This is a genomic window from Bradyrhizobium sp. CB2312, from assembly GCF_029714425.1.
Lineage (GTDB): Bacteria > Pseudomonadota > Alphaproteobacteria > Rhizobiales > Xanthobacteraceae > Bradyrhizobium.
Map to the genome: position 1 here is coordinate 1,876,972 of NZ_CP121668.1, position 23,646 is coordinate 1,900,617.

At 58.3% G+C, this 23,646-nt stretch carries 32 protein-coding genes; 19 read left to right on the forward strand and 13 right to left on the reverse strand.

The window, feature by feature from the left end; genetic code table 11:
• Positions 1–125: 125 nt before the first annotated feature.
• On the reverse strand, positions 126–476 hold the full coding sequence (locus tag QA642_RS08920) for a hypothetical protein (RefSeq protein ID WP_283084328.1): 351 nt from the start codon (positions 474–476) through the stop codon (positions 126–128).
• A 637-nt stretch (positions 477–1,113) separates the two neighbouring features.
• On the opposite strand from QA642_RS08920, the gene QA642_RS08925 reads away from it, so the two are divergent.
• The 4 genes from QA642_RS08925 (at position 1,114) to QA642_RS08940 (ending at position 3,293) form a co-directional block, all read left to right on the forward strand.
• Entirely contained in the window at positions 1,114–1,422 is a 309-nt protein-coding gene (locus QA642_RS08925; RefSeq protein ID WP_283084329.1) for a hypothetical protein, read from the forward strand.
• Positions 1,423–1,513: 91 nt separating this feature from the next.
• Complete coding sequence (clpX, locus tag QA642_RS08930) at positions 1,514–2,749, forward strand: ATP-dependent Clp protease ATP-binding subunit ClpX (RefSeq protein WP_283084330.1); 1,236 nt, start codon at positions 1,514–1,516, stop codon at positions 2,747–2,749.
• 149 nt (positions 2,750–2,898) lie between these two features.
• Complete coding sequence (locus QA642_RS08935; protein ID WP_128935377.1) at positions 2,899–3,087, forward strand: hypothetical protein; 189 nt, start codon at positions 2,899–2,901, stop codon at positions 3,085–3,087.
• Positions 3,084–3,293, forward strand: coding sequence for a hypothetical protein (locus QA642_RS08940; RefSeq protein WP_128935376.1), 210 nt, complete (start codon positions 3,084–3,086; stop codon positions 3,291–3,293). Before QA642_RS08935 ends, QA642_RS08940 begins: the two co-directional genes overlap by 4 nt.
• A 789-nt stretch (positions 3,294–4,082) precedes the next feature.
• Here the strand turns inward: QA642_RS08940 and QA642_RS08945 are convergent.
• From QA642_RS08945 to QA642_RS08970, 6 genes are all read right to left on the reverse strand, one after another.
• Complete coding sequence (locus tag QA642_RS08945) at positions 4,083–4,553, reverse strand: pyridoxamine 5'-phosphate oxidase family protein (protein WP_283084331.1); 471 nt, start codon at positions 4,551–4,553, stop codon at positions 4,083–4,085.
• 31 nt (positions 4,554–4,584) lie between these two features.
• Positions 4,585–5,280 (reverse strand): glutathione S-transferase N-terminal domain-containing protein, encoded by a 696-nt coding sequence (locus QA642_RS08950; protein WP_283084332.1) that lies wholly within the window; start codon positions 5,278–5,280, stop codon positions 4,585–4,587.
• 264 nt (positions 5,281–5,544) lie between these two features.
• Positions 5,545–6,462: an NADP-dependent oxidoreductase gene (locus tag QA642_RS08955; protein WP_283084333.1), complete on the reverse strand. Its 918-nt coding sequence runs from the start codon at positions 6,460–6,462 to the stop codon at positions 5,545–5,547.
• Positions 6,463–6,562: 100 nt separating this feature from the next.
• Positions 6,563–7,795: an MFS transporter gene (locus tag QA642_RS08960; RefSeq protein ID WP_283084334.1), complete on the reverse strand. Its 1,233-nt coding sequence runs from the start codon at positions 7,793–7,795 to the stop codon at positions 6,563–6,565.
• Positions 7,796–7,912: 117 nt separating this feature from the next.
• Positions 7,913–8,152: a hypothetical protein gene (locus QA642_RS08965; RefSeq protein ID WP_283084335.1), complete on the reverse strand. Its 240-nt coding sequence runs from the start codon at positions 8,150–8,152 to the stop codon at positions 7,913–7,915.
• 15 nt (positions 8,153–8,167) lie between these two features.
• On the reverse strand, positions 8,168–8,341 hold the full coding sequence (locus QA642_RS08970) for a hypothetical protein (RefSeq protein WP_283084336.1): 174 nt from the start codon (positions 8,339–8,341) through the stop codon (positions 8,168–8,170).
• Positions 8,342–8,785: 444 nt separating this feature from the next.
• On the opposite strand from QA642_RS08970, the gene QA642_RS08975 reads away from it, so the two are divergent.
• The 8 genes from QA642_RS08975 to QA642_RS09010 all read left to right on the forward strand — a co-directional run bounded on the left by QA642_RS08975 (position 8,786) and on the right by QA642_RS09010 (position 13,757).
• On the forward strand, positions 8,786–9,013 hold the full coding sequence (locus tag QA642_RS08975; protein ID WP_283084337.1) for a (2Fe-2S)-binding protein: 228 nt from the start codon (positions 8,786–8,788) through the stop codon (positions 9,011–9,013).
• A gap of 157 nt (positions 9,014–9,170) precedes the next feature.
• Complete coding sequence (bfr, locus tag QA642_RS08980) at positions 9,171–9,659, forward strand: bacterioferritin (RefSeq protein WP_283084338.1); 489 nt, start codon at positions 9,171–9,173, stop codon at positions 9,657–9,659.
• Between the two features lie 147 nt (positions 9,660–9,806).
• Positions 9,807–10,013: a hypothetical protein gene (locus tag QA642_RS08985; protein ID WP_283084339.1), complete on the forward strand. Its 207-nt coding sequence runs from the start codon at positions 9,807–9,809 to the stop codon at positions 10,011–10,013.
• A 48-nt stretch (positions 10,014–10,061) separates the two neighbouring features.
• A complete protein-coding gene (locus QA642_RS08990) occupies positions 10,062–11,072 on the forward strand; it encodes an AraC family transcriptional regulator (RefSeq protein ID WP_283084340.1) in 1,011 nt (336 codons plus the stop codon).
• Positions 11,073–11,164: 92 nt separating this feature from the next.
• On the forward strand, positions 11,165–11,851 hold the full coding sequence (locus QA642_RS08995) for a nitroreductase family protein (RefSeq protein WP_283084341.1): 687 nt from the start codon (positions 11,165–11,167) through the stop codon (positions 11,849–11,851).
• A 35-nt stretch (positions 11,852–11,886) separates the two neighbouring features.
• Positions 11,887–12,432: a peroxidase-related enzyme gene (locus QA642_RS09000; RefSeq protein ID WP_283084342.1), complete on the forward strand. Its 546-nt coding sequence runs from the start codon at positions 11,887–11,889 to the stop codon at positions 12,430–12,432.
• Between the two features lie 80 nt (positions 12,433–12,512).
• Positions 12,513–13,142, forward strand: a complete 630-nt coding sequence (locus tag QA642_RS09005) for an NAD(P)H-dependent oxidoreductase (protein ID WP_283084343.1) — start codon at positions 12,513–12,515, stop codon at positions 13,140–13,142.
• A gap of 156 nt (positions 13,143–13,298) precedes the next feature.
• Entirely contained in the window at positions 13,299–13,757 is a 459-nt protein-coding gene (locus QA642_RS09010; protein WP_283084344.1) for a DUF3788 domain-containing protein, read from the forward strand.
• A 394-nt stretch (positions 13,758–14,151) separates the two neighbouring features.
• Here the strand turns inward: QA642_RS09010 and QA642_RS09015 are convergent, their stop codons facing one another.
• From QA642_RS09015 to QA642_RS09025, 3 genes are all read right to left on the reverse strand, one after another.
• Positions 14,152–14,403: a hypothetical protein gene (locus tag QA642_RS09015; protein WP_283084345.1), complete on the reverse strand. Its 252-nt coding sequence runs from the start codon at positions 14,401–14,403 to the stop codon at positions 14,152–14,154.
• 214 nt (positions 14,404–14,617) lie between these two features.
• Positions 14,618–15,238: a hypothetical protein gene (locus QA642_RS09020; protein ID WP_283084346.1), complete on the reverse strand. Its 621-nt coding sequence runs from the start codon at positions 15,236–15,238 to the stop codon at positions 14,618–14,620.
• Positions 15,235–15,588, reverse strand: a complete 354-nt coding sequence (locus QA642_RS09025) for a type II toxin-antitoxin system prevent-host-death family antitoxin (RefSeq protein WP_167767542.1) — start codon at positions 15,586–15,588, stop codon at positions 15,235–15,237. The genes QA642_RS09020 and QA642_RS09025 overlap by 4 nt, the downstream gene beginning before the upstream one ends.
• A gap of 300 nt (positions 15,589–15,888) precedes the next feature.
• Here QA642_RS09025 and QA642_RS09030 point away from each other — a divergent pair, with 300 nt between their 5' ends.
• Together QA642_RS09030 and QA642_RS09035 are read left to right on the forward strand one after the other, a co-directional pair.
• Positions 15,889–16,371: an antitoxin Xre/MbcA/ParS toxin-binding domain-containing protein gene (locus QA642_RS09030; protein WP_057198597.1), complete on the forward strand. Its 483-nt coding sequence runs from the start codon at positions 15,889–15,891 to the stop codon at positions 16,369–16,371.
• Positions 16,368–16,880: an RES domain-containing protein gene (locus QA642_RS09035; RefSeq protein WP_283084347.1), complete on the forward strand. Its 513-nt coding sequence runs from the start codon at positions 16,368–16,370 to the stop codon at positions 16,878–16,880. Before QA642_RS09030 ends, QA642_RS09035 begins: the two co-directional genes overlap by 4 nt.
• Positions 16,881–17,226: 346 nt before the next feature.
• On the opposite strand, the gene QA642_RS09040 is transcribed toward QA642_RS09035, so the two are convergent.
• Positions 17,227–17,589, reverse strand: a complete 363-nt coding sequence (locus tag QA642_RS09040) for an addiction module antidote protein (protein ID WP_283084348.1) — start codon at positions 17,587–17,589, stop codon at positions 17,227–17,229.
• 63 nt (positions 17,590–17,652) lie between these two features.
• Between QA642_RS09040 and QA642_RS09045 the strand changes: the two genes are divergently transcribed.
• Complete coding sequence (locus QA642_RS09045) at positions 17,653–17,928, forward strand: hypothetical protein (protein WP_283084349.1); 276 nt, start codon at positions 17,653–17,655, stop codon at positions 17,926–17,928.
• Positions 17,929–17,973: 45 nt separating this feature from the next.
• Here QA642_RS09045 and QA642_RS09050 read toward each other — a convergent pair whose 3' ends face one another.
• Positions 17,974–18,486 carry a hypothetical protein gene (locus QA642_RS09050; RefSeq protein ID WP_283084350.1) on the reverse strand — a complete coding sequence of 171 codons (513 nt, stop codon included), beginning with the start codon at positions 18,484–18,486 and terminating at the stop codon, positions 17,974–17,976.
• 1,321 nt (positions 18,487–19,807) lie between these two features.
• On the opposite strand from QA642_RS09050, the gene QA642_RS09055 reads away from it, so the two are divergent.
• A complete protein-coding gene (locus QA642_RS09055; RefSeq protein WP_057848204.1) occupies positions 19,808–20,008 on the forward strand; it encodes a hypothetical protein in 201 nt (66 codons plus the stop codon).
• Between the two features lie 10 nt (positions 20,009–20,018).
• Positions 20,019–20,150, forward strand: a complete 132-nt coding sequence (locus QA642_RS09060) for a hypothetical protein (RefSeq protein WP_256374860.1) — start codon at positions 20,019–20,021, stop codon at positions 20,148–20,150.
• A gap of 146 nt (positions 20,151–20,296) precedes the next feature.
• Here QA642_RS09060 and QA642_RS09065 read toward each other — a convergent pair whose 3' ends face one another.
• On the reverse strand, positions 20,297–20,935 hold the full coding sequence (locus QA642_RS09065; RefSeq protein ID WP_027543510.1) for a hypothetical protein: 639 nt from the start codon (positions 20,933–20,935) through the stop codon (positions 20,297–20,299).
• Between the two features lie 201 nt (positions 20,936–21,136).
• Here QA642_RS09065 and QA642_RS09070 point away from each other — a divergent pair, with 201 nt between their 5' ends.
• Positions 21,137–22,378 carry an RES family NAD+ phosphorylase gene (locus tag QA642_RS09070; protein ID WP_027543509.1) on the forward strand — a complete coding sequence of 414 codons (1,242 nt, stop codon included), beginning with the start codon at positions 21,137–21,139 and terminating at the stop codon, positions 22,376–22,378.
• A gap of 666 nt (positions 22,379–23,044) precedes the next feature.
• Positions 23,045–23,512, forward strand: a complete 468-nt coding sequence (locus QA642_RS09075) for a hypothetical protein (RefSeq protein WP_283084351.1) — start codon at positions 23,045–23,047, stop codon at positions 23,510–23,512.
• Positions 23,513–23,646: the final 134 nt, after the last annotated feature.

The following is a 23,646-nucleotide window of genomic DNA, read 5'->3' on the forward strand; positions in this document are numbered from 1 at the left end:
TTGACGCCGTGACGGGGGCCGCCGAAATGACGGCATATGGATGCCACTTGCATGCACACGTTGGCACGGCTCAGTCTATTGGTTTGGACGCACGGACACGCTTTCTGGAGGCTCTGAGAGCCGGGCTAGTGCACAGCGAGGTGGGCGGAGCTCCCTGACGAGGAAATCGGCAAATGCCCTGCGGCAGGCTTTATGGTCTTTCCCCACACGAAAAGCGCATTCAGTTCTATCGAGCCGAAATCCCATTCAGGCAGCACCCGCACGAGCTGCCCAGTCTCCAGCTCTGCCCACACGCTGATTTCGCCCGACGCGGCAATCCTGAGCCCGGCGGCGGCGCTTGCTGTGGCTCCGTCGCTGGTGGTGGTCGCGAGCTGACTCTCAACGCGCTCGGAGGTGATACGGCCGTCTTTGCGTAAGGAGAAGGTCGGCGATGAGTGCGCCGGACTGACGATCACCGAGTGGTGCGCGAGGTCCAAGAGCGTGTCGGGCGCGCCGTGCTCTCGTAGGTAGTCTAAAGGGGCCACAGTACCCCCGGAAGCTGTATGACTGACCCTTCTTCATTTTAGCAAGAATGAGGGATTTGCCCGCCATACTCACCACGGCGACCGCAGCTCAAGGGCGAAAATCCGCGTCACGAATCTGATCCGAAGGTTCCGTCGAGCCGATCCTCATCGACGAGTGCGCCCTCTCCCCGCGACAAGGCGTGCCTCAGCCCCTCAGCGACGGTCGGCTGGCAACTCCAAGACGAAATATAGTTTTTCCTCCAACCGGCCTCATCGAAAATATGGAACCTAGCATCGCCCGCTCATCGTGTACGGCCGAAAATTCGGTTTCGCGCGAAGGTGCGAGCCTGATTGCGAAGCAAATCCCGCATGGATTGTGGGCGTCCGCCGGTTCGAAGCGGACGAACTCTACGATTTGTTCGAGTGCATTAAACCTTCGGATCGTCGTCCCACGCCCTTTTGGGTGCCCGAGCTCAACCGGCGCTCAATTGAGCCGCTCGTGACAATCGCCTTAGGCTTGGCGCAACGGAGATCAAAGAAAGACCTGGATGCGTTATCGCCCGGCCGAAATGTAAGTCCCTCGCAACACCTGCCATTCTGGAGCCTGATCATGAGAAGAATCACTGTTCTCGTCGCCTCGGCTCTGATCATTGCATCTACTAATGCCGGGCCTGCCGCAGAGTCCAACTTAAACAAGGATGTTAACGCCGCTCGCGCGGCCTTGGCGACGGTGCACAGCAAACCCGCGAATGCGGCCGACAAAGATGAGGCTTGCCGCGTCTACCTCGCCTCATTCTATCAGTCCGCGATGCTGCGGCAAGCCGCTGCTGGCGGCGTCGACGGCGCGCGGGTGTTAACTGCGCTCGATTCCGTGATCAATATTTTCAACGATCTGTTGGCGCCGAAATGCGGCGGTTGACCCTCACTGTTCTCTGACAATGACAATGGGCGCGGGGCCGCAGATGATCGTATTCCCGTTTACAACCACCTGGATATGGTTTGAGACCGCCATGGCAATTCACTCAATCTCCAACACTACACTCCACAATTTGATCGCAGGTCCCACGATCTTCATCTGCGACGAGTGCGTCGAGCTCTGCATGGACATCATCCGCGAGGAGAACAAGTCCTCGCTGGTCAAGTCGCGCGACGGCATTCCGACGCCGAAGGAAATCTGCAAGGTGCTTGATGACTACGTCATCGGGCAGAGCCATGCGAAGAAGGTCCTGTCGGTCGCGGTGCACAACCACTACAAGCGCCTCAATCACCAGACCAAGCACAACGACGTCGAGCTCGCGAAGTCGAACATCCTGCTGATCGGTCCGACCGGCTCGGGCAAGACGCTGCTCGCCCAGACGCTCGCCCGCATCCTGGACGTGCCGTTCACCATGGCGGATGCGACCACGCTGACCGAAGCTGGCTATGTCGGTGAGGACGTCGAGAACATCATCCTGAAGCTGCTCCAGGCTGCCGACTACAATGTCGAGCGCGCTCAGCGCGGCATCGTCTACATCGACGAAATCGACAAGATCAGTCGCAAGTCCGACAATCCCTCGATCACGCGCGACGTGTCGGGTGAGGGCGTGCAGCAGGCGCTGCTGAAGATCATGGAAGGCACGGTGGCTTCGGTCCCGCCGCAGGGCGGCCGCAAGCATCCCCAGCAGGAATTCCTGCAGGTGGATACCACCAACATCCTGTTCATCTGCGGCGGTGCGTTCGCCGGCCTTGAGAAGATCATCTCGGCGCGTGGCCGGTCCACCTCGATCGGTTTCGCCGCCCAGGTGATGGCGCCGGAAGACCGCCGGACCGGCGAGATCTTCCGTCACGTCGAGCCTGAGGATCTCTTGAAGTACGGCCTCATCCCCGAATTCGTCGGCCGTCTGCCGGTCGTGGCGACGCTCGAGGATTTGGACGAGACCTCGCTGAAGAAGATCCTCACCGAGCCGAAGAACGCGCTGGTGAAACAGTACCAGCGGCTGTTCGAGATGGAGAACATCGAGCTGACCTTCAACGACGAGGCGCTTGGCGCGGTCGCCCGCAAGGCGATCGAACGCAAGACCGGCGCGCGTGGTCTGCGTTCGATCCTCGAAGCGATCCTGCTCGAGATCATGTTCGACCTGCCGGGCCTGGAAGGTGTGGAAGAAGTCGTGATTTCCCGCGAAGTTGTGGAAGGCACGGCGCGTCCGCTCTACATCTACGCCGATCGCTCGGGGCGCATGGTGGGAAGCCGCGCTATAGCGTACTAACTCGACCGGGCCAAACGACTGACGCCTACAACATCCGATCCGTTACTTGTTCTTACCCCCTCGTTTGCTAACTGCACCGGGGCCCAAATCGCCGTCAACGAACCTTAATCGCTAAATAGTACGATAATGTACCATGATAGGAGTGAAACGTGGGTGAGATCATTCGATTTGCACCAAAGTCAGAGCGAGAGCGAGCTCGACTTGTTCGAGAAGCTCGAGCAATCTATGACAGCGTCTTCCCGCCGTCTGAATTCGCCTGCGACCAGTCGGACAATGCATGCGCAAGCCACATGCGCGTGGGCGCAGACATCGATCGCGGCGATGGGGGCGTATCATGATCGCGATCATCGCCGTACTCTGCAGCCTTTCTTCTCCAGCAAATTGCCACGAGCAGACCGTCACCACCTCGAACTTCGCTGACATCTCGATGCAGTCCTGCCTGATGGGGGCACCGCAGCTTGCCGACTGGATGAATCAGCATCCGACCGAGCGCCTCGCGGCATGGCGCTGCGTGCTCGGCAAAAAGGATGGCAGGGGCGCTTAGGGTCCCCGGGCCGATTTTGCTCCTCAAATAGGTTCCGCGACTCCGCGCTCGATCAGCGAGGAGTCAATTTGCTTGGGTCCAGGCGGGCATGAGGAAATCCGCCAGGACTGGGATGAGATAAGCGCGGCCGAGCTCGACCAAGGCGGTCATGATCAGTTTTCTGATCGGAGTGAAGTATTCGCCGTAGGCGGCAGCTAACCGGTCACGTCAGCGACAGACGTCGATCACCACCTGTGCGCCGACCGTGGCTCTTTGGCCATCTCCAGTGACGATGTTGATGCACACGACGCCGCGACAATGTCATGCCCCCTGGAGTAGAACGATCTTCGAGCTAATGATGCCTCTGCCGCCGATCACTATCTCAACAGGTTACTTTCCTTCGACGGTCGCGGGACGTTCACATTGTTTCGATACGCCACCGAGGAGCTGCCGGCTCTTCCTGGCACGTCCAGTAGAAAGTAAAGAAAACAAACTTCGTAAACGCCCCCATGGAAGCTCCCACCGTCGCGGTTGAGGCGTCGCGGGTAAATTCGATGGCATGGACCGCTTCCGCCCTACGACGAAAGACCCTCGCTCCTCTTAAGTCCTAAGGGGGTTATTTGATGAGCGCGGTAAGCGCCTTGTCATTGGTGTCGAGGCAGTAGACAGCGAGCAGCCTCGCGCCTGAACTCACATCAGCGTGGGGCGGCCATCGATAAGGCTGCGCTACGCGGCGGTCGAGATAATAGTTCGGATCTTCGCGGGCTTTCTACCTCTGGGTATCGACCGGCCTTTTTTCGGAGCCGGCACTTATGCCCCGATGGGCTTCACACCGTACTTTTGATAGTAGGTACTCCTGATTTCGTCCTGACTTCGAGGAGGGCGGGCGAAGACATGGGCTGGAGATAGCAACGGGCTGATTGAAGTGGTTTCGATTTTGACAACGTGATCGACAGGATACTCTAGGCCATTCGTCGCCCGAACCCAGTCGGCGATCATCAAGGACTCGCCATCTTCTGGCGGCAGTATCAACGCACGGCCCTTGAATCGGTAGCCGCGCCTCTGGAAGATGTCGACTACGTTAATTTCGACAGCGGGATTGCGCTTCAAGTTCAATATCGTCCGAGGCGAGGCGATGTCGGCGAAGTATAGAACGCCGTTTTTCACCGTCAAAGACGCCTTCGGGGAAAGATTTGGTGTTCCATCCTCGTTGACTGTCGCCACAAACGACAATATCGCTTGTTTGATGATTGCCTCCATGTCGGCAGTGATTTCAATCATAGATACCACTCCTTGATCTTCGCGAGCGCTTCTAGCCAGCTGTCACTTGTAGCCCGCGTTGCACCGTTGGCCGCGCGAGGCCACGGGTGAGCCACGCCTGCACATGAAGAAAGCGGTCGAAGCCGACGAGATCGCGTGCTTCGTAGAAGCCGATCAAATTGCGCACCCAGCCGAGCAGCGAAATGTCGGCGATGCTGTAGTCGGCCCCCATCACCCAGTCCCGGTCCGCGAGCCGTTGGTCCAGGACACCGAGCAACCGCGCTGATTCGTTCGCATAGCGGTCGCGCGGGCGCTTGTCTTCATAGGCCTTACCGGCGAATTTGTTGAAGAACCCGACCTGGCCGAACATCGGCCCCACTCCGCCCATCTGCCACATCACCCACTGGATCGTTTCATAGCGGGTGTTTGGATCGGCCGAGATGAATTGTCCGGTCTTGTCGGCAAGGTAGAGGAGAATCGCGCCCGATTCGAACAGCGCGAGCGGTGTTCCGCTAGGCCCATCAGGGTCGTAGATTGCGGGAATCTTTCCGTTGGGGTTGAGCGCGAGAAACGCCGGGTCGTGGGTTTCGTTCGCCATGATGTCGATCCGGTGCGGCTCGTAAGGAAGGCTCGTTTCCTCAAGCATGATGCCGACTTTCACTCCGTTGGGCGTGGAAGTGGAAAAGAGTTGCAGCCGATCGGGATACTGGGCCGGCCAGCGCGCAAAAATTGGATGATCGACGGTCACTTTCTTCCTCCTAGATAAGCGGGCCGCGCCGGGCCGGGGCAAAGGCGAATTCTCCGCCAGGATGCGAGCCGAGCTTGCCCGCTGGTGCATCCAGAAAAGCAGGCAACGATACGGCCGCGGTATGGCATGGGTATCCGGGCACGACCTTGGAAATCAGCTGAGAGACGACGGGATGGATGGGCACTGCCTGCCCCACGCACAGGCCCGCGGGGAAGCGCTGACAATCCATGGGGGAGGGGAGAACCGCTCGCCTTCGCTGCTTCCTCACGGACGAACTCGGATGATCGTTTTCCCGCTGATCCGTCGCGTCGGATTGAAAGCGGCGACAGCCTCATCAAGGGGCGCGATGTTTCCGATGTTTGTACGCAGTCGTCCGTCCCGTACCCGCTGGACGATCTCACCCAGTTGCGCGCGATCGGACACCAGAACGAAGTCGATCGTCAAGCCGTCGGCGGGCCGCGCTTCGGTCGGCCCGGCGATGGTTACCAACGTTCCTCCGGTTCGAACCAGGCCGGCGGACCGCTTACCGATCTCGCCCCCGATGACGTCGAAAACCAGATGGACACCCCCGGCGCCTTCGAGATCGTCGTTCTCGAGGTCGACGAACTCCTGCGCGCCGAAGTCGATCGCTTTCTGACGGTCGGCGGCACGTCCCGTGCCGATGACGTAGGCACCGGCCTCTCGTGCGAGCTGTGTCACCATCGAGCCGACCGCGCCGGCCGCGCCGTGCACGAGAACGCTCTGCCCCGCCTGAAGGCGACCGTGCACGAACAGTCCCTGCCAAGCAGTCAGGCCCGGCATCGCCACGGCCGCCCCCACCGAGAACTCGACGTCTCCTGGCAGCGGTGCGAGATTGCGTGCCTCCACTGCCACATACTCGGCCAGAGTGCCGCCGCGATACGAGTCCGAGAGACCGAACACCCGTTGTCCTACCGACAGTCCGGTCGTGCCATAGCCGAGAGCGGTGACAATACCTGCCAGCTCCTGGCCGGGAATCGTTGGCGACCGGTCACGGTCGAGACGATCGGTCCAGGTCGAAGGCCACGTCAACTCGCCCGAGGTGAATCCAGACGCATGAATCTGAACGACGACGTCATTTATCGCTGCCTGCGGCTCGGGTCGCTCCACCAGCTTCATCCCCGCCGTTCCCGCAGCCTGGTCCGTCACAACGATCGCTTTCATGGGAATGATCTCCTCTGTCATTTGTCTCATTGCTGGGTATGTTGCGGCGATAATCTGCGCTTCAATCGGGATAAAGCGGCGCCCAGAATAGCGACGATTCTCATGACACTGTTCCCTGTGCTGGTGAACCGCTAGCGGTCGAGCCGTCGGACGTGCTCTTCCCGGTCCTGTCGATGTGCGGATTGCGCGCACCGAGAAGGGTGAATAGGGTGGCGACGACGGCAAGTCCGCCGTATCCGAGCGTGATCTGCGGAAGCGAGAACAGGCTGGAAAGTTGCCCGGAGATGAGGCTCGGGAAGGCGGCGCCGCTGTAGCAGAGAAGGTAGATCGCGCTGAAGATTGGTGCCCGTTCGGCGAGCGTGCTCCCGTGCAGCAAGCCGCGTGTGGCGGCGCTGATGGCGATGCCCTGGCCGGCACCGGCAACCATGGTCGCGGTGATGAACAACGCCAGTGCGCCGGCTAAGATTGCAGTACTGATGCCGATCATTCCGGCCACGAAGGTGATCATACCGACGCGTTGGGCTACCGCGGATGTGAACCAGCCACCAATGGGAGCGCCGAGAACGCTGGGGGTCATATAGGCAGCGAACACTAGCCCGAGGATCAACGGGCTGCGGGTGTGGAGTTCATCTTGTACAAGCGCAGGCATGAACGCTTGGTAGAAGCCCCCGCTGGCCCAAGTAGCCAGAAACACCGCCGCCGCGACAGGGAGCAGATGCCTGACCCGCGCCGGTACGCTGACCTGGGGTAACAGCGATCGCCAAGCGCCCGGAGTCGGAGTTGCTGTTTCCGGACTGATTGCGACGAGTGCAACAGACAGTAATAGGAAGCAAACGCAGACGAGATAGATGAGTTCGCGCGGCCAGGGGCCGAACTCAACAAGCGCGCCGGATGCTATGGCGCCGATAGCGACGCCGAGCATCGGTCCTTGACTAGTGACAACGGACGCCAACCATTCCGGTCTGCTGGGTGCCGCATCGACGATGTAGGAGGTCAGACTGCTGCCAGCCAACCCGGTGCCGAGGCCGACGAGGAGCCGACCGGCCAGCAGAGTGTCGATGTCGTGCACATTCAGCAGCAGCAGACACCCCAGCAGGAGAAGACCGAGGCTAGTGATCGCAGTGACCCGGCGGCCCAGATGATTGGACAGCCGTCCCAGTACCAACAGTGCGGATATGGTGCCGACGGCGTACGCGACGACGGCCATCGAAATACCGGCGTTAGTGAACCCGTCTTCTGTCCGGTAGGTGTTGTAAAGGGGAATCGGAGCGGCCGCGGCGGCGAATGAGACGACCAAGGAAACTACCGCTGATAAAAATGCCAGCGGGAGCATTCCGCTCCGGTGAGACTGGCTGATCACTGGTGGCAAGTTTTGCATCGAGTAGCTAATCGGTCGTCTTTCAAGGAATTCGGGCGCGCAGGTCCGAGTTCTCCGGTTGGTTTTGCTTCATTAGGTGGCGGTGATATTGGTGCCAAGCTGACGAGTGACTCCATCGCTGAGAGCTGCCACAGCCGTCCTTTGGTTATTGTCGATCAGATACCGCCATCGTCGATCCGCGCGGCGTACGACGTCGCTCGCTGAGCCTCCAACGTATTTGCGTAGACATTTGCCATCAATTGACCGATCCAGCACGATCACGGTGAAATCGCCGGCAATGTACACATCACGCGCGCTGGCCTTGAGCGGCAAGCCGTACTTGAGATCCTACTCGAGTCGGGCGGTGATTTCGGTGGTAGTAGTTTGTCCGTCACTCGTGATGAGAATGGGGTTTGGGTCATACACTCGCATCATCGCGCTGACCTTGTCGGAGTGAAAACGCTCGAGCAGCGACGTGAGAATGTCTTCGGGTTTGGAAGCGAGCGGATTGGATCCGGACATCAGGGGTCTCCTGCTCGTGTTGAAACGGTTGTCCTGGTGGTCATTCGACTGGGTGGCTGTCAAGGTTGCAGCGCGGTTCGAAAGTTTCCAATAGCCAGTACTTATGGTTTCCATAGCGGGGGGAATTGTGCGGCGACAGTCCTCAATCCCGTTCTTAGATCAAGACAAGTTGCTTAGCCGCGGCTGTGTCATCTACGTTAACCGAAAGCGTTGATCTTCGACCGGCGTGGAGCGGCGCTTCTGTGTCCTCCGTCCGATCTGCAGCTACCGGTCGCCCCGATTGATCAAACAGATTTCTGCTGACCTCCAAAGATCAAAGGTCAAGGCTGATTTCCCATGGCGGTCGACACGCAACCATCTCCTCCTTGTTTGGAGGCTCCGACGCGCACTGGTTCCGTCTCCTATCGGTGACGCCGTATTACTGAGGGTCTTCCTTCGAGTTTCATGATCATCTGCTCCTGTAATGTCCTCAGCGACCGGGATGTTCGCTACGCGGTGAACACGGCTGACGGCGCGCTGCGCAATGCCAAGCAGATATATGGGCACCTCGGTTGCAGCGCCGAATGCGGCCGCTGCGCGCACACCATGAGGACGATTATTGACGAGGCGTACAGGGGGCGCGCACTAGCCTGTCAGGCCGGCTGCCCGCATGGTAGGACCAAGGATGAATGAGTCCAAATTCGCGTCCACAATAACCTAAGTTCCCGTGATTTTGCTGGACAGGTGCCCCTCGGTTTCCTGCCCAGAGAATGCCTGTCTGCTTGTTCTTCGTCAGAATCGTTCTAAACTTGCGAGGGTCAAGAACGGGCCTCAAGTCTTGGAGTTCATCATGCAGGGCGACCCGAAAGTCATCGAGTATCTCAACAAGGCACTGCGGCACGAACTCACGGCAATCAATCAGTACTGGCTGCACTACCGCTTCCTGAATAATTGGGGTCTCCTAGAGATGGCCAAGGTCTGGCGCAAGGAGTCCATCGAGGAGATGGAGCACGCTGACAAGCTCACCGACCGCATCATCTTCTTCGACGGTTTCCCAAACATGCAGGTGCTCGATCCCCTGCGCATCGGCCAGAACGTCAAGGAGATTATCGAGTGCGATCTCGCCGCGGAGATGAGCGCGCGTGCCCTCTATGAGGAAGCGGCGACCTATTGCCACAGCGTAAAGGACTACGTCACGCGCGATCTGTTCGAGAAGCTGATGAGCGATGAGGAACATCACATCGACTTTCTCGAAACCCAGCTCGATCTAATCGGCCGCATTGGCCTCGAGCTCTACTCCCACAAGCATGTCGGCGGGCTCAAGACCGAAGAGCACTGAATTGTTGCGCCGTCCACGGCAATCGAAGAGGTGTGGCGTCGAGCAGCTGTAGTGATTGGTGCCGCTCACGCTTCCCTCAGTTGTGCTCGATCGTAGGCAACCGTACAGTGCGCTTTGCGACTGTTCCAGCGCCGCGGATGCAGGTTCATGGGGGCCGTGGTTTCGCCACCGGCAAATGACGAGTTTTCCATGATTGCCGACTGGGTCCGTGCGACGAACGGCGGTATTCTGTCCATCATCTCGTCGGAATTGAAACCACTTCAATTTCACGGCTTCTTTCTCCCGCTCCTGTCTTTGCTGATCCTCCTCGGGAGCCAGGAAGAGATCGGGGACACATATCGTTGGAAATACTAGCTGATCTCCAGACCGTAGTAATCAGAAGCGCGCTCGGCGCAATACGATATGCTGCGTGGCAATTCAGGTTCTCGAGGTCTTACGTCTCAAGTCGACTGGTTGAGTCATCTCCTGCAAATCATCACCGTTACCGGCCAGCTTGAGGTCCGCTGCGCCTACGGCGCACCATGGCGTGTTATCTGGCCTAGGGCGGCGGCGAACGAGATCCCCTACCATGTCATAGTCAAGGGCCGGGCGATTTTCGAGGACCCTGAATCGAAAACGGTGCAGGAGCTTGGGAGCGGGGATATCGTGCTGCTCCCTCACGGTTCGGCGCATGTGCTGCACGACGGCAGCGGCAAAACGCCAATCAACACGCACGAAAGCAGGGGCTCCGCAGGATGGATGTTGAGCGAGAACAATGGACGGGGTGAGCAACTAGATCTGCTGTGCGGACGATTTTTCGTCGTGCCACCCCATGATCGATTAGTCCGCAACTACCTGCCAGCAAATCTGGTCGTGCGGGCTCTGAAAAACCACGGGGAAGAGGACATCGCGTCGGCATCGAGTCAACTTTCCGGACTGGTGAGCCTAATGCGAATGGAGTCCGTTGAGGATAGAGCGGGAGGACGCGCCATTCTGAACGCGCTTTCTTCGGTCTTGTTCACTCTCGTTCTCCGCGCCGCGAGCGAAGGCGGCAAATCCACCGAAGGCTTATTGGCCCTTGCTGGCAATCCGAGATTGGCAGCGGCCATTGCTGCGATGTTCGCTGATCCGGCGCGACCCTGGAAGCTTCCCGACCTCGCCGATCTATGCGGCATGTCACGCGCAACATTCATGCGCCAATTTCAGGACAAGTTAGGCCGCTCCGCCCTCGACCTGTTGACCGATCTTCGCATGAGCATGGCGGCGAACGAGCTCAAGAAGCCAAGGATCAGCACGGAAGCTGTGGCTGAGATGGTCGGGTATCAATCGGTTTCGGCATTCCGGCGAGTGTTTGCGGAGAGGATGGGGATGACACCGGGGGAATGGCGCCGACTGGCGCACAACGGAGATGAGTCCGAACCGTCGCCAGAATGATCCTTTTGAGCACCAATTTGAGCTAATTGAGGCTCGAAACGATCGTGCCCAACGGTAAATTGGGCTCCGTCACTTGATAACGGAGCAACCCAATGAACCAAGCCGCTACAACTGTTGCCGCTGCCGATCCGGAGCCCTGCCGTTCGCTTGGGCAGCCGCTGCCGACAAACGCCGTGATCGAAACTATTCTGAGCCGCAGTGCTGCGAAGTATTACGACGCGACGGCCGTCCTCAGCGACGATCAGATCCGCGACCTCGTGCGGATCGGCACGTCAGCGCCGACATCCTTCCATCTGCAGAACTGGCGCTTCATCGCCGTGCGCTCGCCCGAAGCAAAGGCACGGCTGCTTCCGATTGCCTGGAATCAGCCCGCAATCACCGAAGCAGCCGTGACCTTCATCATCGTCGGCCAATTGGCCGATGCCAGCACGGTCCCTGAGCGCCTGGCTTCGGTCGTGGAAGCCGGGATCATGCCGGCACATCTGGTGCCGGAATGGGAGGGGCCTGCCCGCGGCTTGTACGACAATCATCCGCAGCGCCAGCGCGACGAGGCCGTACGCTCCGCGAGCTTCGGTGCCGCAGCTATCATCTATGCGGCCCGCTCGCTAGGCCTGGGGTCGACACCGATGATCGGTTTCGATTCAGAAGCCGTGCACAAAGAGTTCGGCCTGGCCGAACACGAAATCCCGGTCATGCTGTTGACCGTCGGGCCGGAGCGGGCCGGCAACTGGCCGCAGAAGCCGCGTCTGCCCGTGGCCGACGTGCTGCACTTCGCCTAACCAACCCTGAAATCAATCATTTAAGGAGAAGTATCATGACCAGAGCCACCGCTCTGAAGCCGGAACACGTGCCGGCTGAATCGAAACCGACACTCGATGCGTTCACCAAGAACATCGGGTTCACGCCGAATATGATGGCGGCCTTCGCGCAGAGCCCTATCGCGTTCAACGCGTGGGCCACACTGCTCGGCTCCTTGAGCAAGGCGCTCGACGTGAAGACTCGTGACAGTATCGGCCTCGCCGTCTCCGAAGTGAATGGCTGCAATTATTGCCTGACGGTGCATAGCTTCACGGCCGAACATATGGCCAAGCTGCCGGCCGAGGACATTATTCTCGCCCGAAAGGGGCACGCCAGGGATCCGAAGAGGGATGCCGCCATCCAGTTTGCACGCAAGATCATCGAGACCCGCGGCCATGTCACAGACGCCGATCTGCAAGCCGTCCGCGATGCTGGCTACACGGATGCGAACATCATGGAGATCGTCGCGCTTGTAGCCATGTATTCGCTGACGAACTTCTTCAACAACGTGTTCAATCCCGACAAGGACTTCCCCGCAGTCGCACCGGCCGGCTCGATCTGAGCTGCCGGTGGTATCAACCGCCTCCAAGGAGCTATGGAGGCCGTTGATGCAAGAGCTTCCTAGCCATTTGGATCGGTCACATGAATATCCTCCACATTGATAGCAGTCCTCGCCCGAAATCGCATAGCCGTGAGCTTTCGGCTGCGATCGTCAAAAAGCTTCTTCAAGGTGCGCCGGATGCGAGCATCAGGCGGCGTGATCTTGGAGCTGATCCTTTGCCTCACGCCACGGCTGACTACGCGGACACGCTGTCATCGCCGGCCACACTGGCTGCACCGCTGAAGGGCGCTTTGGACCTTGCCGAAACGCTCATTCGGGAAGTCGAGGCGGCCGATGTGATTGTCATTGGAACGCCGATGCACAACTTCACTATCCCTTCGGTTCTCAAAGCGTGGATCGACCAGGTCCTACGCGTCGGCCGCACGATGGAGTCAACGTCCGCCGGGAAGGTGGGAATGATTCCGGATCGTCCCGTCTTTATCGGCGTCGCTTCCGGCGGCGTCTTTACCGGGCAGCGAGGAAATCAGCCTGATTTTCTCACGCCCTATCTGACGCTGGCACTGAACTCTATTGGGCTAAAGACGCTGCAATTCCTTCCGCTGCAAGCCACCGCGTTTATTGAAGAGGGACAAGTTCCGCTAGCGAGCGAGAAGGTAATTGACGCTATCGACTTGACAGTCGTGCGAGAGCTTCGAGACGTAGCTGCTTGATCAGCCGTGCTCGCGAGGATCGCTAGACCGTATCGCAATGCTCTCCGTGCTCTGGACAAAGTCGCACCGGCGGCATTCTGAGGGCCCATGGCAAGCCTTGAGAATCGCCCGTTTAACCTCCGGCCCTCCGCGGGACTATCAACACGAGGTCTTCCGATGATTAGTACGCTTCCGCAAATCGGCGACAGGATCACCGACAAATCAGCATCGCCCGATGAAAGAACCGTTCGCGAGTGGATCGGCGCAGATGGCTTCGAATACTGGGCCAAGCTGCGGACCTGGATCGATGAATCCTACCCAGAAGTTTTCGCGCCGGATTGGCTCTACGGTGGAAAGAACCGCGGTTGGTCCCTGCGTTACAAGAAGACCAAGGCGTTCTGTCACCTGGTGCCGGAATTCCGACGAGTTTCAGCTGTGGTGGTCATGGGTAGTGCAGAGCGAGAGAAGTTTGAGGAGCGGCGCTATGTTTGGCACCCGCAATTGATCAAACTCTACGATGACGCGAAAACATACATCGACGGAAAATGGCTAACGATTGCCGTCGCATCGGCAGATGATCTGCATGATGTGACGAATCTTCTGACTATGAAGCGCCCGCAAAAGTCGCGCGGTTGAACAGGAGTCTCTCGGTGAGTCTACCTACCGGCACGACAGTTGCAGTCGCCGACAGCGAGACGGTCCGTCTGTTCTACAAAAAGGGGGCGTGAAGCCTGGGTGTGACGCCGACCAAAGTAGGTCCCCTATAGCTCCTGCAAGCTGTTGAAAACTTGATCTCGACTTCAGCGACGGGCCGCGAAAACTGGCGACTTCCGACCAAAGTACGTCTCCTGGCGACTTCTTTAGAAAGGGATCGTAGGGGCGCCGGCCGGGGGATCTTGCAATAAGTCGCTACGAAGAGGCCGGTCTGCCTCCTCCCTCCATCATTCGACCTTGTAAGATCGCGACGATCGAGGCCCGCCACGCGGAACGGCTCGGTCGCATCGAGCCTCGTTTGATGATCGAAGTTGTATCAGAGATGCGCAGCATTCTGGGTAGCTGATCCGCCGAGAGTAGCCGGCCTCGTGCCGACCACGTTGCCGAGCAGCCGGCGGAGCGTGTCGACTCCTCGCGCGGCGGCGAGCTGCTTGACGTCGGAGACGAATTTCGCATGCCATTCGAAGAATGCGATGGCTCGCTCGGGATGCTTCTTCCACTTCTCGCAGAAGTTCTCGCCCGCGGTGGTCTGATTCCATAGATACCACTCGGTCCGCGCGCCGACCATTCGCCGCTCGATCGTGTTCGGCAGGCAACCGGAGCAAGCGGAGGACAACGGCATTAGGGGACTACTTCGCATAAGGAGGCATCTCCGAAGAAGTGTCGGCCCTACTCGAAGAACTACTGTCGTTTTGGGTTCGATCTGAGTCTCTCTGCTTCAATTGGAGTCTGTCGCCGCGGGAAATGTCGGAAGTCCGATCGGCTCTAACCCGCCTTCGGGCCTATATCGCTCGGCGTACGATGAACGGATCATCGTCATCCTTGGATTCATCCGCGGTGATGACTTTCAAGATTGCCTGCCATGCGTGCTCGGCCTCCGCGATGCCAAAGTGCGCGTATAGTGCCTCAACGAACGCGCGGGTACCGAACACATCGAGGTTGATCCGGCGCATTCCCTTCAATGCGTCTCGCCCATCGGACTCGTCCATAAGGACGATGATTGTCTGCCGCGGCTGCACCTTGCCACGAAAGCTCTTCAGCGTCTGGATAATGATGGCTTCGCCTAGATCGCGGGAATTGGGCTTCCTCTCTGGATCCGAGCCCTGAGCCCTCCAGCCGTCCAACGCAAGTTGGTACGTTCTGTAGGTATCGGTTTCCACGCGACGAATGCGGAATTTGTTCGCGGCGATCCACGAACGTGTGTAGGCAAGCCAGCGGCTCCGCGGATCCTTACCCGAGTCCGGATCGCGCGTGACTTCCTCCATGACCATGTCTGTCATCCAGATCGTGCCGCAGGGCTCCATCAGCCAATCCAGGCGCTCGATCGCCGACAGCATCACAATCGGCGGCGCATCCATGATGAGGAATATCGGATCTTTATCGCTGAACCTCTGAGCGTTCACTTGGCGCCTCGAACAAAGTGCTTTGCAAACCTGTCGGCTTCTCGGCGCACCAGGTCCTGGTTGATGCCAGCAGCGGCATCCTTTGCCATGTGATGGACGGCCTCGACCGGGTCGTGCTCGGGATAGCCAAGCACATCGTCGGGTTCGGGGCCGAACACTGTCGGCTGCCGTGCAATCGCTTCGAGCGGGATTTCTTCGCGAGCCAGGGTTTTCAATCTGCGGAATTCCTCGACCGACATCACTACAGCGCGCGGCTTACCGTGGCTGGTGATAACGACCGGCGCTTGAGCAGCAGCTCGCTGGATTTCACCGGACTGCTGCTGGAGGTCCAAAGAAGAAAATAGACGCATGGGCATAATACGTAAAATACGTGTTTTTATCCGAATGTCAACGGCTCAGCTCTAGCCGACCCGCTTCCAGCCCGGCTGCGCAGTCCTAACCTTCTCTAGCCGGGATCGACCCCGATAGAACCAAAATTCGGCTGGACTGCCTCGGATGGAGCCAGAATAGGACTCGAACTGGCTCGCCTGCTCCTTCTGGTTTACGGACTCAGATCGAATGCGAAACGACAGGGGTACCGCGTGGAGGGCCAAGCTTGATTTGTCGCGACATGTGACGTATATTTAGCGACACGTGACGCGAGGGTTGCTATGACTGCCACGGCCGAGAAGCCGGCTCCAAAGGGGCCGGGCAATGATCTGCAGAAGGTGGCCGATTTGCTCGGCGGGCCACGCATCCTGTCGCGCCGGATCACAAGCGCCCTCGACGCCCATGAACTGCTGCTGGACGGACTGCCAGGCTCTGCGTTGACCCACTTCGTTCGTCACCTCCTTATCATTCAAACGGACTCTTTGGAAAAAGCCTTCGGAATGAGCCTTCGCACCTTTCAGCGACGCAAGGACGCTCCGGACAAGCCGCTCAGCCAGGAGCAAAGTGGGCGGACCTGGAAGTTTGCCGAAATCCTGGCGAAGGCCACCGACGTGTTCGGTTCGCAGGAAGAAGCCGAGCAGTGGCTCGAGCGTCCGGCCATCGGTCTTGACCAGCGTCGTCCGATCGACCTGCTTGCCACTCCGGCCGGCATCGAGCTCGTTGAACAGTACCTCACACGCCTCGCATACGGCGTCTATGCATGACGCCTTCTGTAGGGCCATTTGGAGGTGGCAAGCTCATCGCTTGGCGCCTCGATCAGGCGCGCTTTGCGTCGGCTTGGGATAGTGGCGAAGGCGCATTCCAGGTTGGCGGCCGGTGGAACAGCAAAGGCGTTCGCGTTGTGTATTGCGCGCTTGATCCAGCGACCGCGATACTCGAAGTGGCGGTTCACAAAGGCTTCAAAGCACTCGACACTCTCCCGCACGTGTTGACCGCGCTTCATATCGCCGACGTGTCTGACATTCATATTGTTCGCCCTGCCGACGTTCCGAACGCCAATTGGCTGCGACCGGGCATCCCAGGCGCAGGCCAGCAGGCGTTCGGGGATGCGCTCCTGGCCAAGCACAAATTCGTCGTGATCCCAAGTGTGGTGTCCAATCACAGCTGGAATCTGATCTTCGACCCGACCAGGGCGAAAGGCGCGTACCAGCAGCATCTTCAGGAAGCGTTCGCGCTAGATACGCGCCTTCATCCTTCGACATCACCGCCCTAATTCTTCGCCATAGCAGTACGATCTGGCCTGACCGACCAAGCGACTCCAATGGAACCCTAATTCTGGCTACCTGACTCCGATGGAACCAGAATAGACTCCGAAGGAGCCATAATCCCCCGACTGAAATTAATGGCTTTTCTCGCTCCGAGACTCAGATCGAACGCGAAACGACACAAGCTGTCGTTTGCCGTTCGATCTGAGTCTTTCTGCTTCAATCGGAGTCTACCGCCCCTGCGGGTGGCCGCGGGCACACAAGGCGGTCCCGCCGCCGTGCCCCGCGGCTGACATTAGGACCAGATCAAGACTTCCTCTCATCAGCCGCATCCCGCCAGGTCGGGACCGCGCCTCAAGCAAGCTTTTTTGCCGTGGCGCCAGTAGCGCGCTTACCGCGCGGGCGGCTATTTGCCGACGAGCCAACCGTCCGACTTCTCGGTACAAGAGCTAGCTTGTAGCCAAGAACGACCGTCGCCTTGCTCAGCGTCTCGAGCGTTGGATTGCCGCCCGCGCGAAACGTCTTGTAGATCGCTTCGCGGCTCAGTCCAGTTTCGCGAGAGAATTTTGAAACTCCCCGAGCCTTAGCTAGATCTCCGATAGCGACTGCAATGAACGAAGGATCGTCGCTATCAAGCGCTGCTTCCAGATAGGCTGCCTGCTGATCAGGCGTCTTCAGATAGTCCTGAACGTCGAACTTGGTTGTCTTAAGTGGCATATCAAACCTCCTTCGCCATCCGCTTGGCGGTCCTGATGTCCTTGTTCTGGTCCACTTCCGAGAGTGGCCGGCACGAAGTCGAGCCGCGCGGATATCTCCGTCGAAGAACTCGGTACCCTGATCGAGATCAAGTACGTTCACGGTCCGTCAGATCAGAAACGCATTTTCGAGGAATACTCGCAGGATCTTGTTCTTTACGCGAAGTGGCCGCACCTGAAGACGCTCGTCTTCCTGATCTACAACTCCGGTGACCTGCGCGACCCTGACGAATTCAGCAAGTTAGGCGGCATGCAGGAAGTCGCTGGGCGCCGCTTCAGCGTTGAAGTTGTGCTGGCGTAGATCTTGGGTCCTTTCGCTGTGAACTACTGCCAGGATGCTTGATTTCTAAGGCCAAAAGATCGCATCCATGCCCGGCCGCGTTGGCTCCTCAGAGACGACCTGCTCGGCCCAGCTATCAAGGAAAGTAGCGGACTTCCGAAAGAGCGATGCGCGTCCGGACTCGTGGAGCATGATCTGCTTCAACATTTGTCCGGCGATTGAATCCTTGAATGCCACCTGATAGCCCAGGCTCTCCAGGTTGTGGAGGCCGAATTCGTGCGCCAGAAGCCGCACGTCGTCGGCGTGAAGGTGCCCGAGAAACATTCGGGGCTCGCGGGCGGTGTCGTGGCAGACGGCCCAGCCCGGTGGTCCTGAGATCATTCCGGGCCGCTGCCAGCCTTTCTCGGCATAGCAGAGACACGGCAGGGCGAATGCCCGGCCGATCAGGTCAACGCTTGACTCCCTGCGGCTGGAATTCTCCATCTCCAGTACGACGCGCCCCGTCTCCACTACGGCCCGGAACGTAACGCCGGCGACTTCCTGCTCATGGAACACAAACTTTGTCGCTGGTTGCTTCATGGCTTCCTCGATCGGTGATCAGGTCAATTTCGCAGGTGTCGGAGGACGCAAGAGCGTGATTAGACCCCCCTGACTTTTTTCGAGCTCAAAAATCGACGAAAAAAAATCGAGGGAAATTCGTTAGTGCTGTCAGGAGGATCTAGGATCGAGTCGTTTTCAAAACGAAATCGAGTCGTTCTTAAAGCGGAAATCGAGTCGTTTTCAAAGTGTCCGCACAGAAGGGCGAAGCGTGGTGGGCCCGGCAGGACTCGAACCTGCAACCAGACCGTTATGAGCGGCAGACTATCGATCACCTTCGTTGATTTTGCTGCGGTTTCGCCTGTGTTCGATCGCGTTTGTTGCGTTTCGATGAGGTCGTTTCTGGTGCGAAACTGGTGCGGTTGCCAGTTCGCGGTTCGGAGGTGAGTGGCTCAATAGTCTCACCTTCTTCAAGCGCTTTGCCGTCGTCCTCTCAAGGCTGAAACAGGGGTTCGATTCCCCTAGGGAGCGCCAGCAAATTCAGGCACTTAGTTGCCCGCTAGCCGCGTTCGTTGAATATTGGTTGAATAAGACGCTGGTGAACAGCAGCGAACGCGTGCGGAATTTGCTCCCAATATTGGCAAACCAACCTCGGCGCGATGCCTCACTGTGGCTGGCGCATTCGCGAAAAATCTCTCCGTTGCCCTTGGTGTCCGGAAATATCCAAACCGCCGCTGACGTGCGCTGTCGTACGCCAGCGCCCTCGGATGTTCGCATTGACGTTGCTCGTCGCACAGCCAACTCTCATATCAAGCTCTGTGCGAATAGGAGGGCCACGTGAGATACAATCGACGAGAGAAAACTGGCGCACAACAGTCACAAGTCAGTCTATCTCCTCCGAAAGCCACAGAACTGAACGCGTCGCCATTCGCCCAGCGGCTCACCTGCACGATTGACGATGCATGCGAAGTGACCGGTCTGGGACGCACGAAGCTTTACGAGTTGATAGGTGCTGGGCGTATCGTCACGACAACGATCGGACGTCGATGGTTAGTAGTGGTGCGCTCACTTCTGGCGCTCCTTGAAACCAACATGTTGAACTAATCGATGTGCGATTTAAGGGAGCAACCCACTTTCAACGCGCTATTCTCTGTCACTCATTTCGATGACACGGCTCAGCCAGTCGAACTCGTCCGCTCACTACCGCATCATCGCGCTCCTGTCAGAATTCGGCAGCATGGGTAAATCGGCCGCGTCTGCTGAGAGAAGCACGCATCGGACCAGGATATAGAGCCAACTGATGGAGAGTTGCGCCTCAATGCGGCTGTGCTAGTACGCCCACTCTCGAATCGAGGAGCTAAAAGTGGCGAAGAAGGCAAAGAAGACGGCTACGAAGAAGAAACCTGTGCGTCGCGAATACACAAAGGCCGACGTGAAGGAGCTGCGCGCTCATTCAAAAGCGAAGACTCCGGTTGCAAAAATTGCGAAGCTCACAAAGCGCTCCGAAGGCTCACTCCGCCAAAAGGCGCTCAAGCTGGGAATTCGGCTTGGTCACCAGCGCTAGGAGCGGCTTCATGACGCTCTTCAATCGAGTGTTCTCGACCAAAACGTTGTTGCAAATCATCTGCGTTCTCGTTGCTGTCGTCGCAATGAAGTTGTTGAGCGCTCATTATGACTTCAGCTGGGCAGCCGCAGCTGGCGGTTGACTAAAAGAACACCCTAGAAGGTTAAGCAGAAAAGAAGCCCACCTAGTGGTGAGCAATCAAGCGGCGTTCAACGTACGAAGTTTCGCCTTCAGAGCCGCAGGGTGAAGGAGACTAGTCAGAATCTAGTGGGGGCGATTGGCGCCTCTCTATGCGCGGATGGCGAAGACCTTGCCGGTTCCGTGTGTGTCAACGTCGACAAAACCATCCTGCATGAATTGCACGCAATCCGTGAGAAATGAGTCCAAGACCGCGGCAATTTCTGTCGGCGTAAAATGAAAGAGGCTGCGCTTGCTCTGGGTGTCCGACGCGACCAGAAGCCCGTCCGGCAAATAGGCACTTCCTGACAATACCGCGATGACGCGGGCGTGCAGCATCTTGTCGGAAATGACCTTGGGCGTCCGGCGCTCCGGATGGCGCGCTCTCATGTCGTAGTTGTTGAAGATTTCCGAAGCCGTATGGATCAAGAACGGCTCGCGCCATTCCACATCTGCCTTGACGGAAATTTCGTGGACATCGAGCTCCGAGTCGCGAAATCGATCGGTTACGAGCCGGCGCTCGATCAGCCGCCGCATGCAAACGGCGGCGACGCCGATTGCTCGCTCGAGCATGTGAAGTGGATTATGTTCCGTGTCGATATCGGTCAACACCTCTTCAAGGTGTTGCAGTATGCGGCGTCGTTGCTCGGACAATTCGTTCTTCCACGTATAGGATTGCCAGTCCGACGAGCTTACGCAGCCAAGCTTTCGCGCTTCCACGAAGCTTTCGGGAAGATCACCTTCATTCATTAGTAGTCAGTGCCTCCCTGGCTATACGTTCTCTCGCCGCTTTCTGCCGCGCGAAGTATGTCGCAACGATCCTTTCCAGCGGCCGGTTCCGTCGTGTTTGTCGGCACGCTGCCGTCTCAAAGTTAAGGTTGACGAGACAACCGCAAAAGCTCTTAAACGCTTGGCAAGCTCAACCGGCAAGCCCCAAACTGGCAACAGCGCATGTCTGACAAAGACGTCCACAAGCTATACGAGGGCTTCGACCCCGAAACTCTGGATGCGGTTGACGTAACGCTTTGCGCGGACTGCGCCAAGCATCCAAGCCTGAAGCGTTTCGTTGAGCTGCACGCGGTCGAGGGGCCGGTCTGCGGAGTCTGCCAGGAGACCGGTTATCCCTATGCGGCGTGCGCGCCCGAGCGCAAGCGGGAACTTACCAATCTGATCAGCGCGCTTATTCGATTTTACTACAACGAATATGAGTACAACCATCATTGGGGCGGTGATTACGGGCCAGAAAGCCTCTTGGTGAATCCCAATCCGATTTTGGAAGATTCGTCCTCGACGGCACGAACCCGGATGCCCGATCGCAGCATTGAATTCTTGTACGCGCTACTTTCAGCGGAGCCGTACCCTCCTGTGGATGAGGGCATCTCCATCTACGCTGGGCACGACGATGACGTGCGGGGCATGAATTTCGCCCTGAAGGAAGAGGTAAGTCCGATCCTCAGGTCGTACGTCGCTCGGCTTGCCAGGCAGAACCATTTCGATATTGAGCCAGACTTGCTGGGTTTTCTGGATGAGTTTTCCGATCGCGTGACACGTGTCGTGGCGGGCGGCACCAAATTCTTCCGTGCGCGGATTGGCGTCGAAGCGAAGTTTGCAGATCACTCTGATTTTGGCTGGCGACGCTCGATTGTGCGACAACCCTATACCGGGACATCGTTGGGGGCGCCTCCGCCCCCGCGCGCCTCCGGGGGAAGGTTAAATCGCGCAGGCGTTTCCTTTCTGTATCTTGCCTCCGACGCCGCGACCGCAGCGGCTGAGGTTCGGCCGCATCCTGGACATTTCCTTTCGATCGGCGAGTTCGAATGCCGGGAGGACATCAAGATCGCATCACTCGATGCCGACATCATGCAATTCGCCGGGAACGAGCGCGAGCTTGAGCTATTTCACTTTCTCTACTCCGCGGACCAATTAATGGCCACGCCTGTCCTCCCCGAGAAGACGGCGCGCTATTCGATCACCCAGTTGATCGCGGATTGTCTCCGGCAGAAAGGTTTCGATGGTGTGTCCTTCAAAAGCAGCATTAGCGCCGGACAGAATCTTTGCGTATTCAAACCAGAGCTCTTCGTACCTGTGGAAGGCAACGGGATCGTGCAACAGGTAAAGTCATTGGTGTACGAGCTTGCGGCGATCCCAACGATCCTTCAACCAAACACAGATCACATCCGGCTGGATGAGTGAGAGGGGCTCCCTCCCGTGATCCCGCATAGCCAGGGCTGGCAGGGTTCGTAGGCCACTGTAGATCGCTGTCAGGCGCGGCGAGGGGCGAGGGTGCTGCCAGCGGATGACGCACGCGAGCGAAGCTGCAGCTTCACAATGGCAGTTCGCCGTTCGCATGCGTTCCGATCCACACCATTTGCTCTGCCGCGGGTCGTCGCCGTCCCGGCTTCGTGTTGGGCGCCCTTTCGCGCAAACCGTGAGGGCAGCTAATCGATGATGGCCACCAACGAAATGAAGCTGACCACCATCGCGCGTCGCCAGTGCCGGGTTGGCGCACGCTCCCTTTTCGAGAAGATATTGGAACGGGCGACGGTACTGCCCTTTTTCGACATCACTCGCAGTGTCCGCATAGATAGGTCAGAGACAGCTGCTATCCACAGCGGTCCGTACCGAGGGGTTCTGAATTAATCGCCGCACCCCTGTGACCGATTTACGGCAAATCGCCAGCAGGATTGGCCTAGGGCTGCCTGGCGAGCCTCCGTGCCGCATTGACTCCGGAAAATCTCCTCGAATCAGGGAATTGGACCTATCGAACTTGGCGACAGTCCGTCGAATCGGCTAGTTTTGCACCCCTCATACAGTACTTGTGCACTGGCGTTGCGTCTGCTTCCGAACCCGGAGCATGCAATGGCGAGGAATACCAAGGCTGAGCGTAAATTGGCGGAAGCGCTCGAGTTTCGCGCAAGCGCGAAAGCTCTTCTGCACGACCGATATAACGACTGGAACGACTGGGAATTTGAGTGGCTCACCGACGAAGTGCGGCGGTCCCCGGACTATGTCTACACCGAGAAAGAGTGGGCCGTATTGAAGCGGCTTCAACACTATTCCCTCTCGTTCGCGGATTATGCCGGCTACTCGGTCCCAGAGATGAGCGCAATTGCGTATGTCAGCCGCTTCGACTTTCAAGAGCACGAGCAGGAATTCGCCGAGAAAGTTCATCGCTGGGGTGCGACGCATCTCAAGCGACGCCAGATCCGTTTCCTTGCGAGCTTGTGTCGTCGATTCGAAAACATCGGATATGATCCTTTGCCGGACCATGAGCTGCTCGAGGAGCCCGAGGCTGTTGAAAAGGCGCCCCTGTCCTCGGCGGCGTAAACCGATGGCCCAATACGATTCGTTCGGTGGTACGCGCATTCGTTGCTTTAGGCTAAGTCCAAAAGCAACTAACCGCGACACGAACGATCCGGGACAGCGTCGTCCTGATCACTTTCTCAGGCGACGTAAGAGCT

Excerpts from the sequence above, each read along its gene's own strand:
- QA642_RS08925 (WP_283084329.1), top strand. The coding sequence starts at position 1,114 with ATGAGAAGAATCACTGTTCTCGTCGCCTCGGCTCTGATCATTGCATCT.
- QA642_RS09005 (WP_283084343.1), top strand. The coding sequence starts at position 12,513 with ATGAATATCCTCCACATTGATAGCAGTCCTCGCCCGAAATCGCATAGC.
- QA642_RS09050 (WP_283084350.1), bottom strand. The coding sequence starts at position 18,486 with ATGAAGCAACCAGCGACAAAGTTTGTGTTCCATGAGCAGGAAGTCGCC.
- QA642_RS09065 (WP_027543510.1), bottom strand. The coding sequence starts at position 20,935 with ATGAATGAAGGTGATCTTCCCGAAAGCTTCGTGGAAGCGCGAAAGCTT.
- QA642_RS08970 (WP_283084336.1), bottom strand. The coding sequence starts at position 8,341 with ATGTCCGGATCCAATCCGCTCGCTTCCAAACCCGAAGACATTCTCACG.
- QA642_RS08960 (WP_283084334.1), bottom strand. The coding sequence starts at position 7,795 with ATGCTCCCGCTGGCATTTTTATCAGCGGTAGTTTCCTTGGTCGTCTCA.
- QA642_RS08945 (WP_283084331.1), bottom strand. The coding sequence starts at position 4,553 with ATGATTGAAATCACTGCCGACATGGAGGCAATCATCAAACAAGCGATA.
- clpX (WP_283084330.1), top strand. The coding sequence starts at position 1,514 with ATGGCAATTCACTCAATCTCCAACACTACACTCCACAATTTGATCGCA.
- QA642_RS09030 (WP_057198597.1), top strand. The coding sequence starts at position 15,889 with ATGACTGCCACGGCCGAGAAGCCGGCTCCAAAGGGGCCGGGCAATGAT.
- QA642_RS09015 (WP_283084345.1), bottom strand. The coding sequence starts at position 14,403 with ATGGTCGGCGCGCGGACCGAGTGGTATCTATGGAATCAGACCACCGCG.
- QA642_RS09025 (WP_167767542.1), bottom strand. The coding sequence starts at position 15,588 with ATGCGTCTATTTTCTTCTTTGGACCTCCAGCAGCAGTCCGGTGAAATC.
- QA642_RS09000 (WP_283084342.1), top strand. The coding sequence starts at position 11,887 with ATGACCAGAGCCACCGCTCTGAAGCCGGAACACGTGCCGGCTGAATCG.
- QA642_RS08940 (WP_128935376.1), top strand. The coding sequence starts at position 3,084 with ATGATCGCGATCATCGCCGTACTCTGCAGCCTTTCTTCTCCAGCAAAT.
- QA642_RS08990 (WP_283084340.1), top strand. The coding sequence starts at position 10,062 with ATGCTGCGTGGCAATTCAGGTTCTCGAGGTCTTACGTCTCAAGTCGAC.
- QA642_RS09070 (WP_027543509.1), top strand. The coding sequence starts at position 21,137 with ATGTCTGACAAAGACGTCCACAAGCTATACGAGGGCTTCGACCCCGAA.
- QA642_RS09075 (WP_283084351.1), top strand. The coding sequence starts at position 23,045 with ATGGCGAGGAATACCAAGGCTGAGCGTAAATTGGCGGAAGCGCTCGAG.
- QA642_RS08995 (WP_283084341.1), top strand. The coding sequence starts at position 11,165 with ATGAACCAAGCCGCTACAACTGTTGCCGCTGCCGATCCGGAGCCCTGC.
- QA642_RS09060 (WP_256374860.1), top strand. The coding sequence starts at position 20,019 with ATGACGCTCTTCAATCGAGTGTTCTCGACCAAAACGTTGTTGCAAATC.
- QA642_RS09010 (WP_283084344.1), top strand. The coding sequence starts at position 13,299 with ATGATTAGTACGCTTCCGCAAATCGGCGACAGGATCACCGACAAATCA.
- QA642_RS08955 (WP_283084333.1), bottom strand. The coding sequence starts at position 6,462 with ATGAAAGCGATCGTTGTGACGGACCAGGCTGCGGGAACGGCGGGGATG.
- bfr (WP_283084338.1), top strand. The coding sequence starts at position 9,171 with ATGCAGGGCGACCCGAAAGTCATCGAGTATCTCAACAAGGCACTGCGG.
- QA642_RS08975 (WP_283084337.1), top strand. The coding sequence starts at position 8,786 with ATGATCATCTGCTCCTGTAATGTCCTCAGCGACCGGGATGTTCGCTAC.
- QA642_RS08985 (WP_283084339.1), top strand. The coding sequence starts at position 9,807 with ATGGGGGCCGTGGTTTCGCCACCGGCAAATGACGAGTTTTCCATGATT.
- QA642_RS09035 (WP_283084347.1), top strand. The coding sequence starts at position 16,368 with ATGACGCCTTCTGTAGGGCCATTTGGAGGTGGCAAGCTCATCGCTTGG.
- QA642_RS09040 (WP_283084348.1), bottom strand. The coding sequence starts at position 17,589 with ATGCCACTTAAGACAACCAAGTTCGACGTTCAGGACTATCTGAAGACG.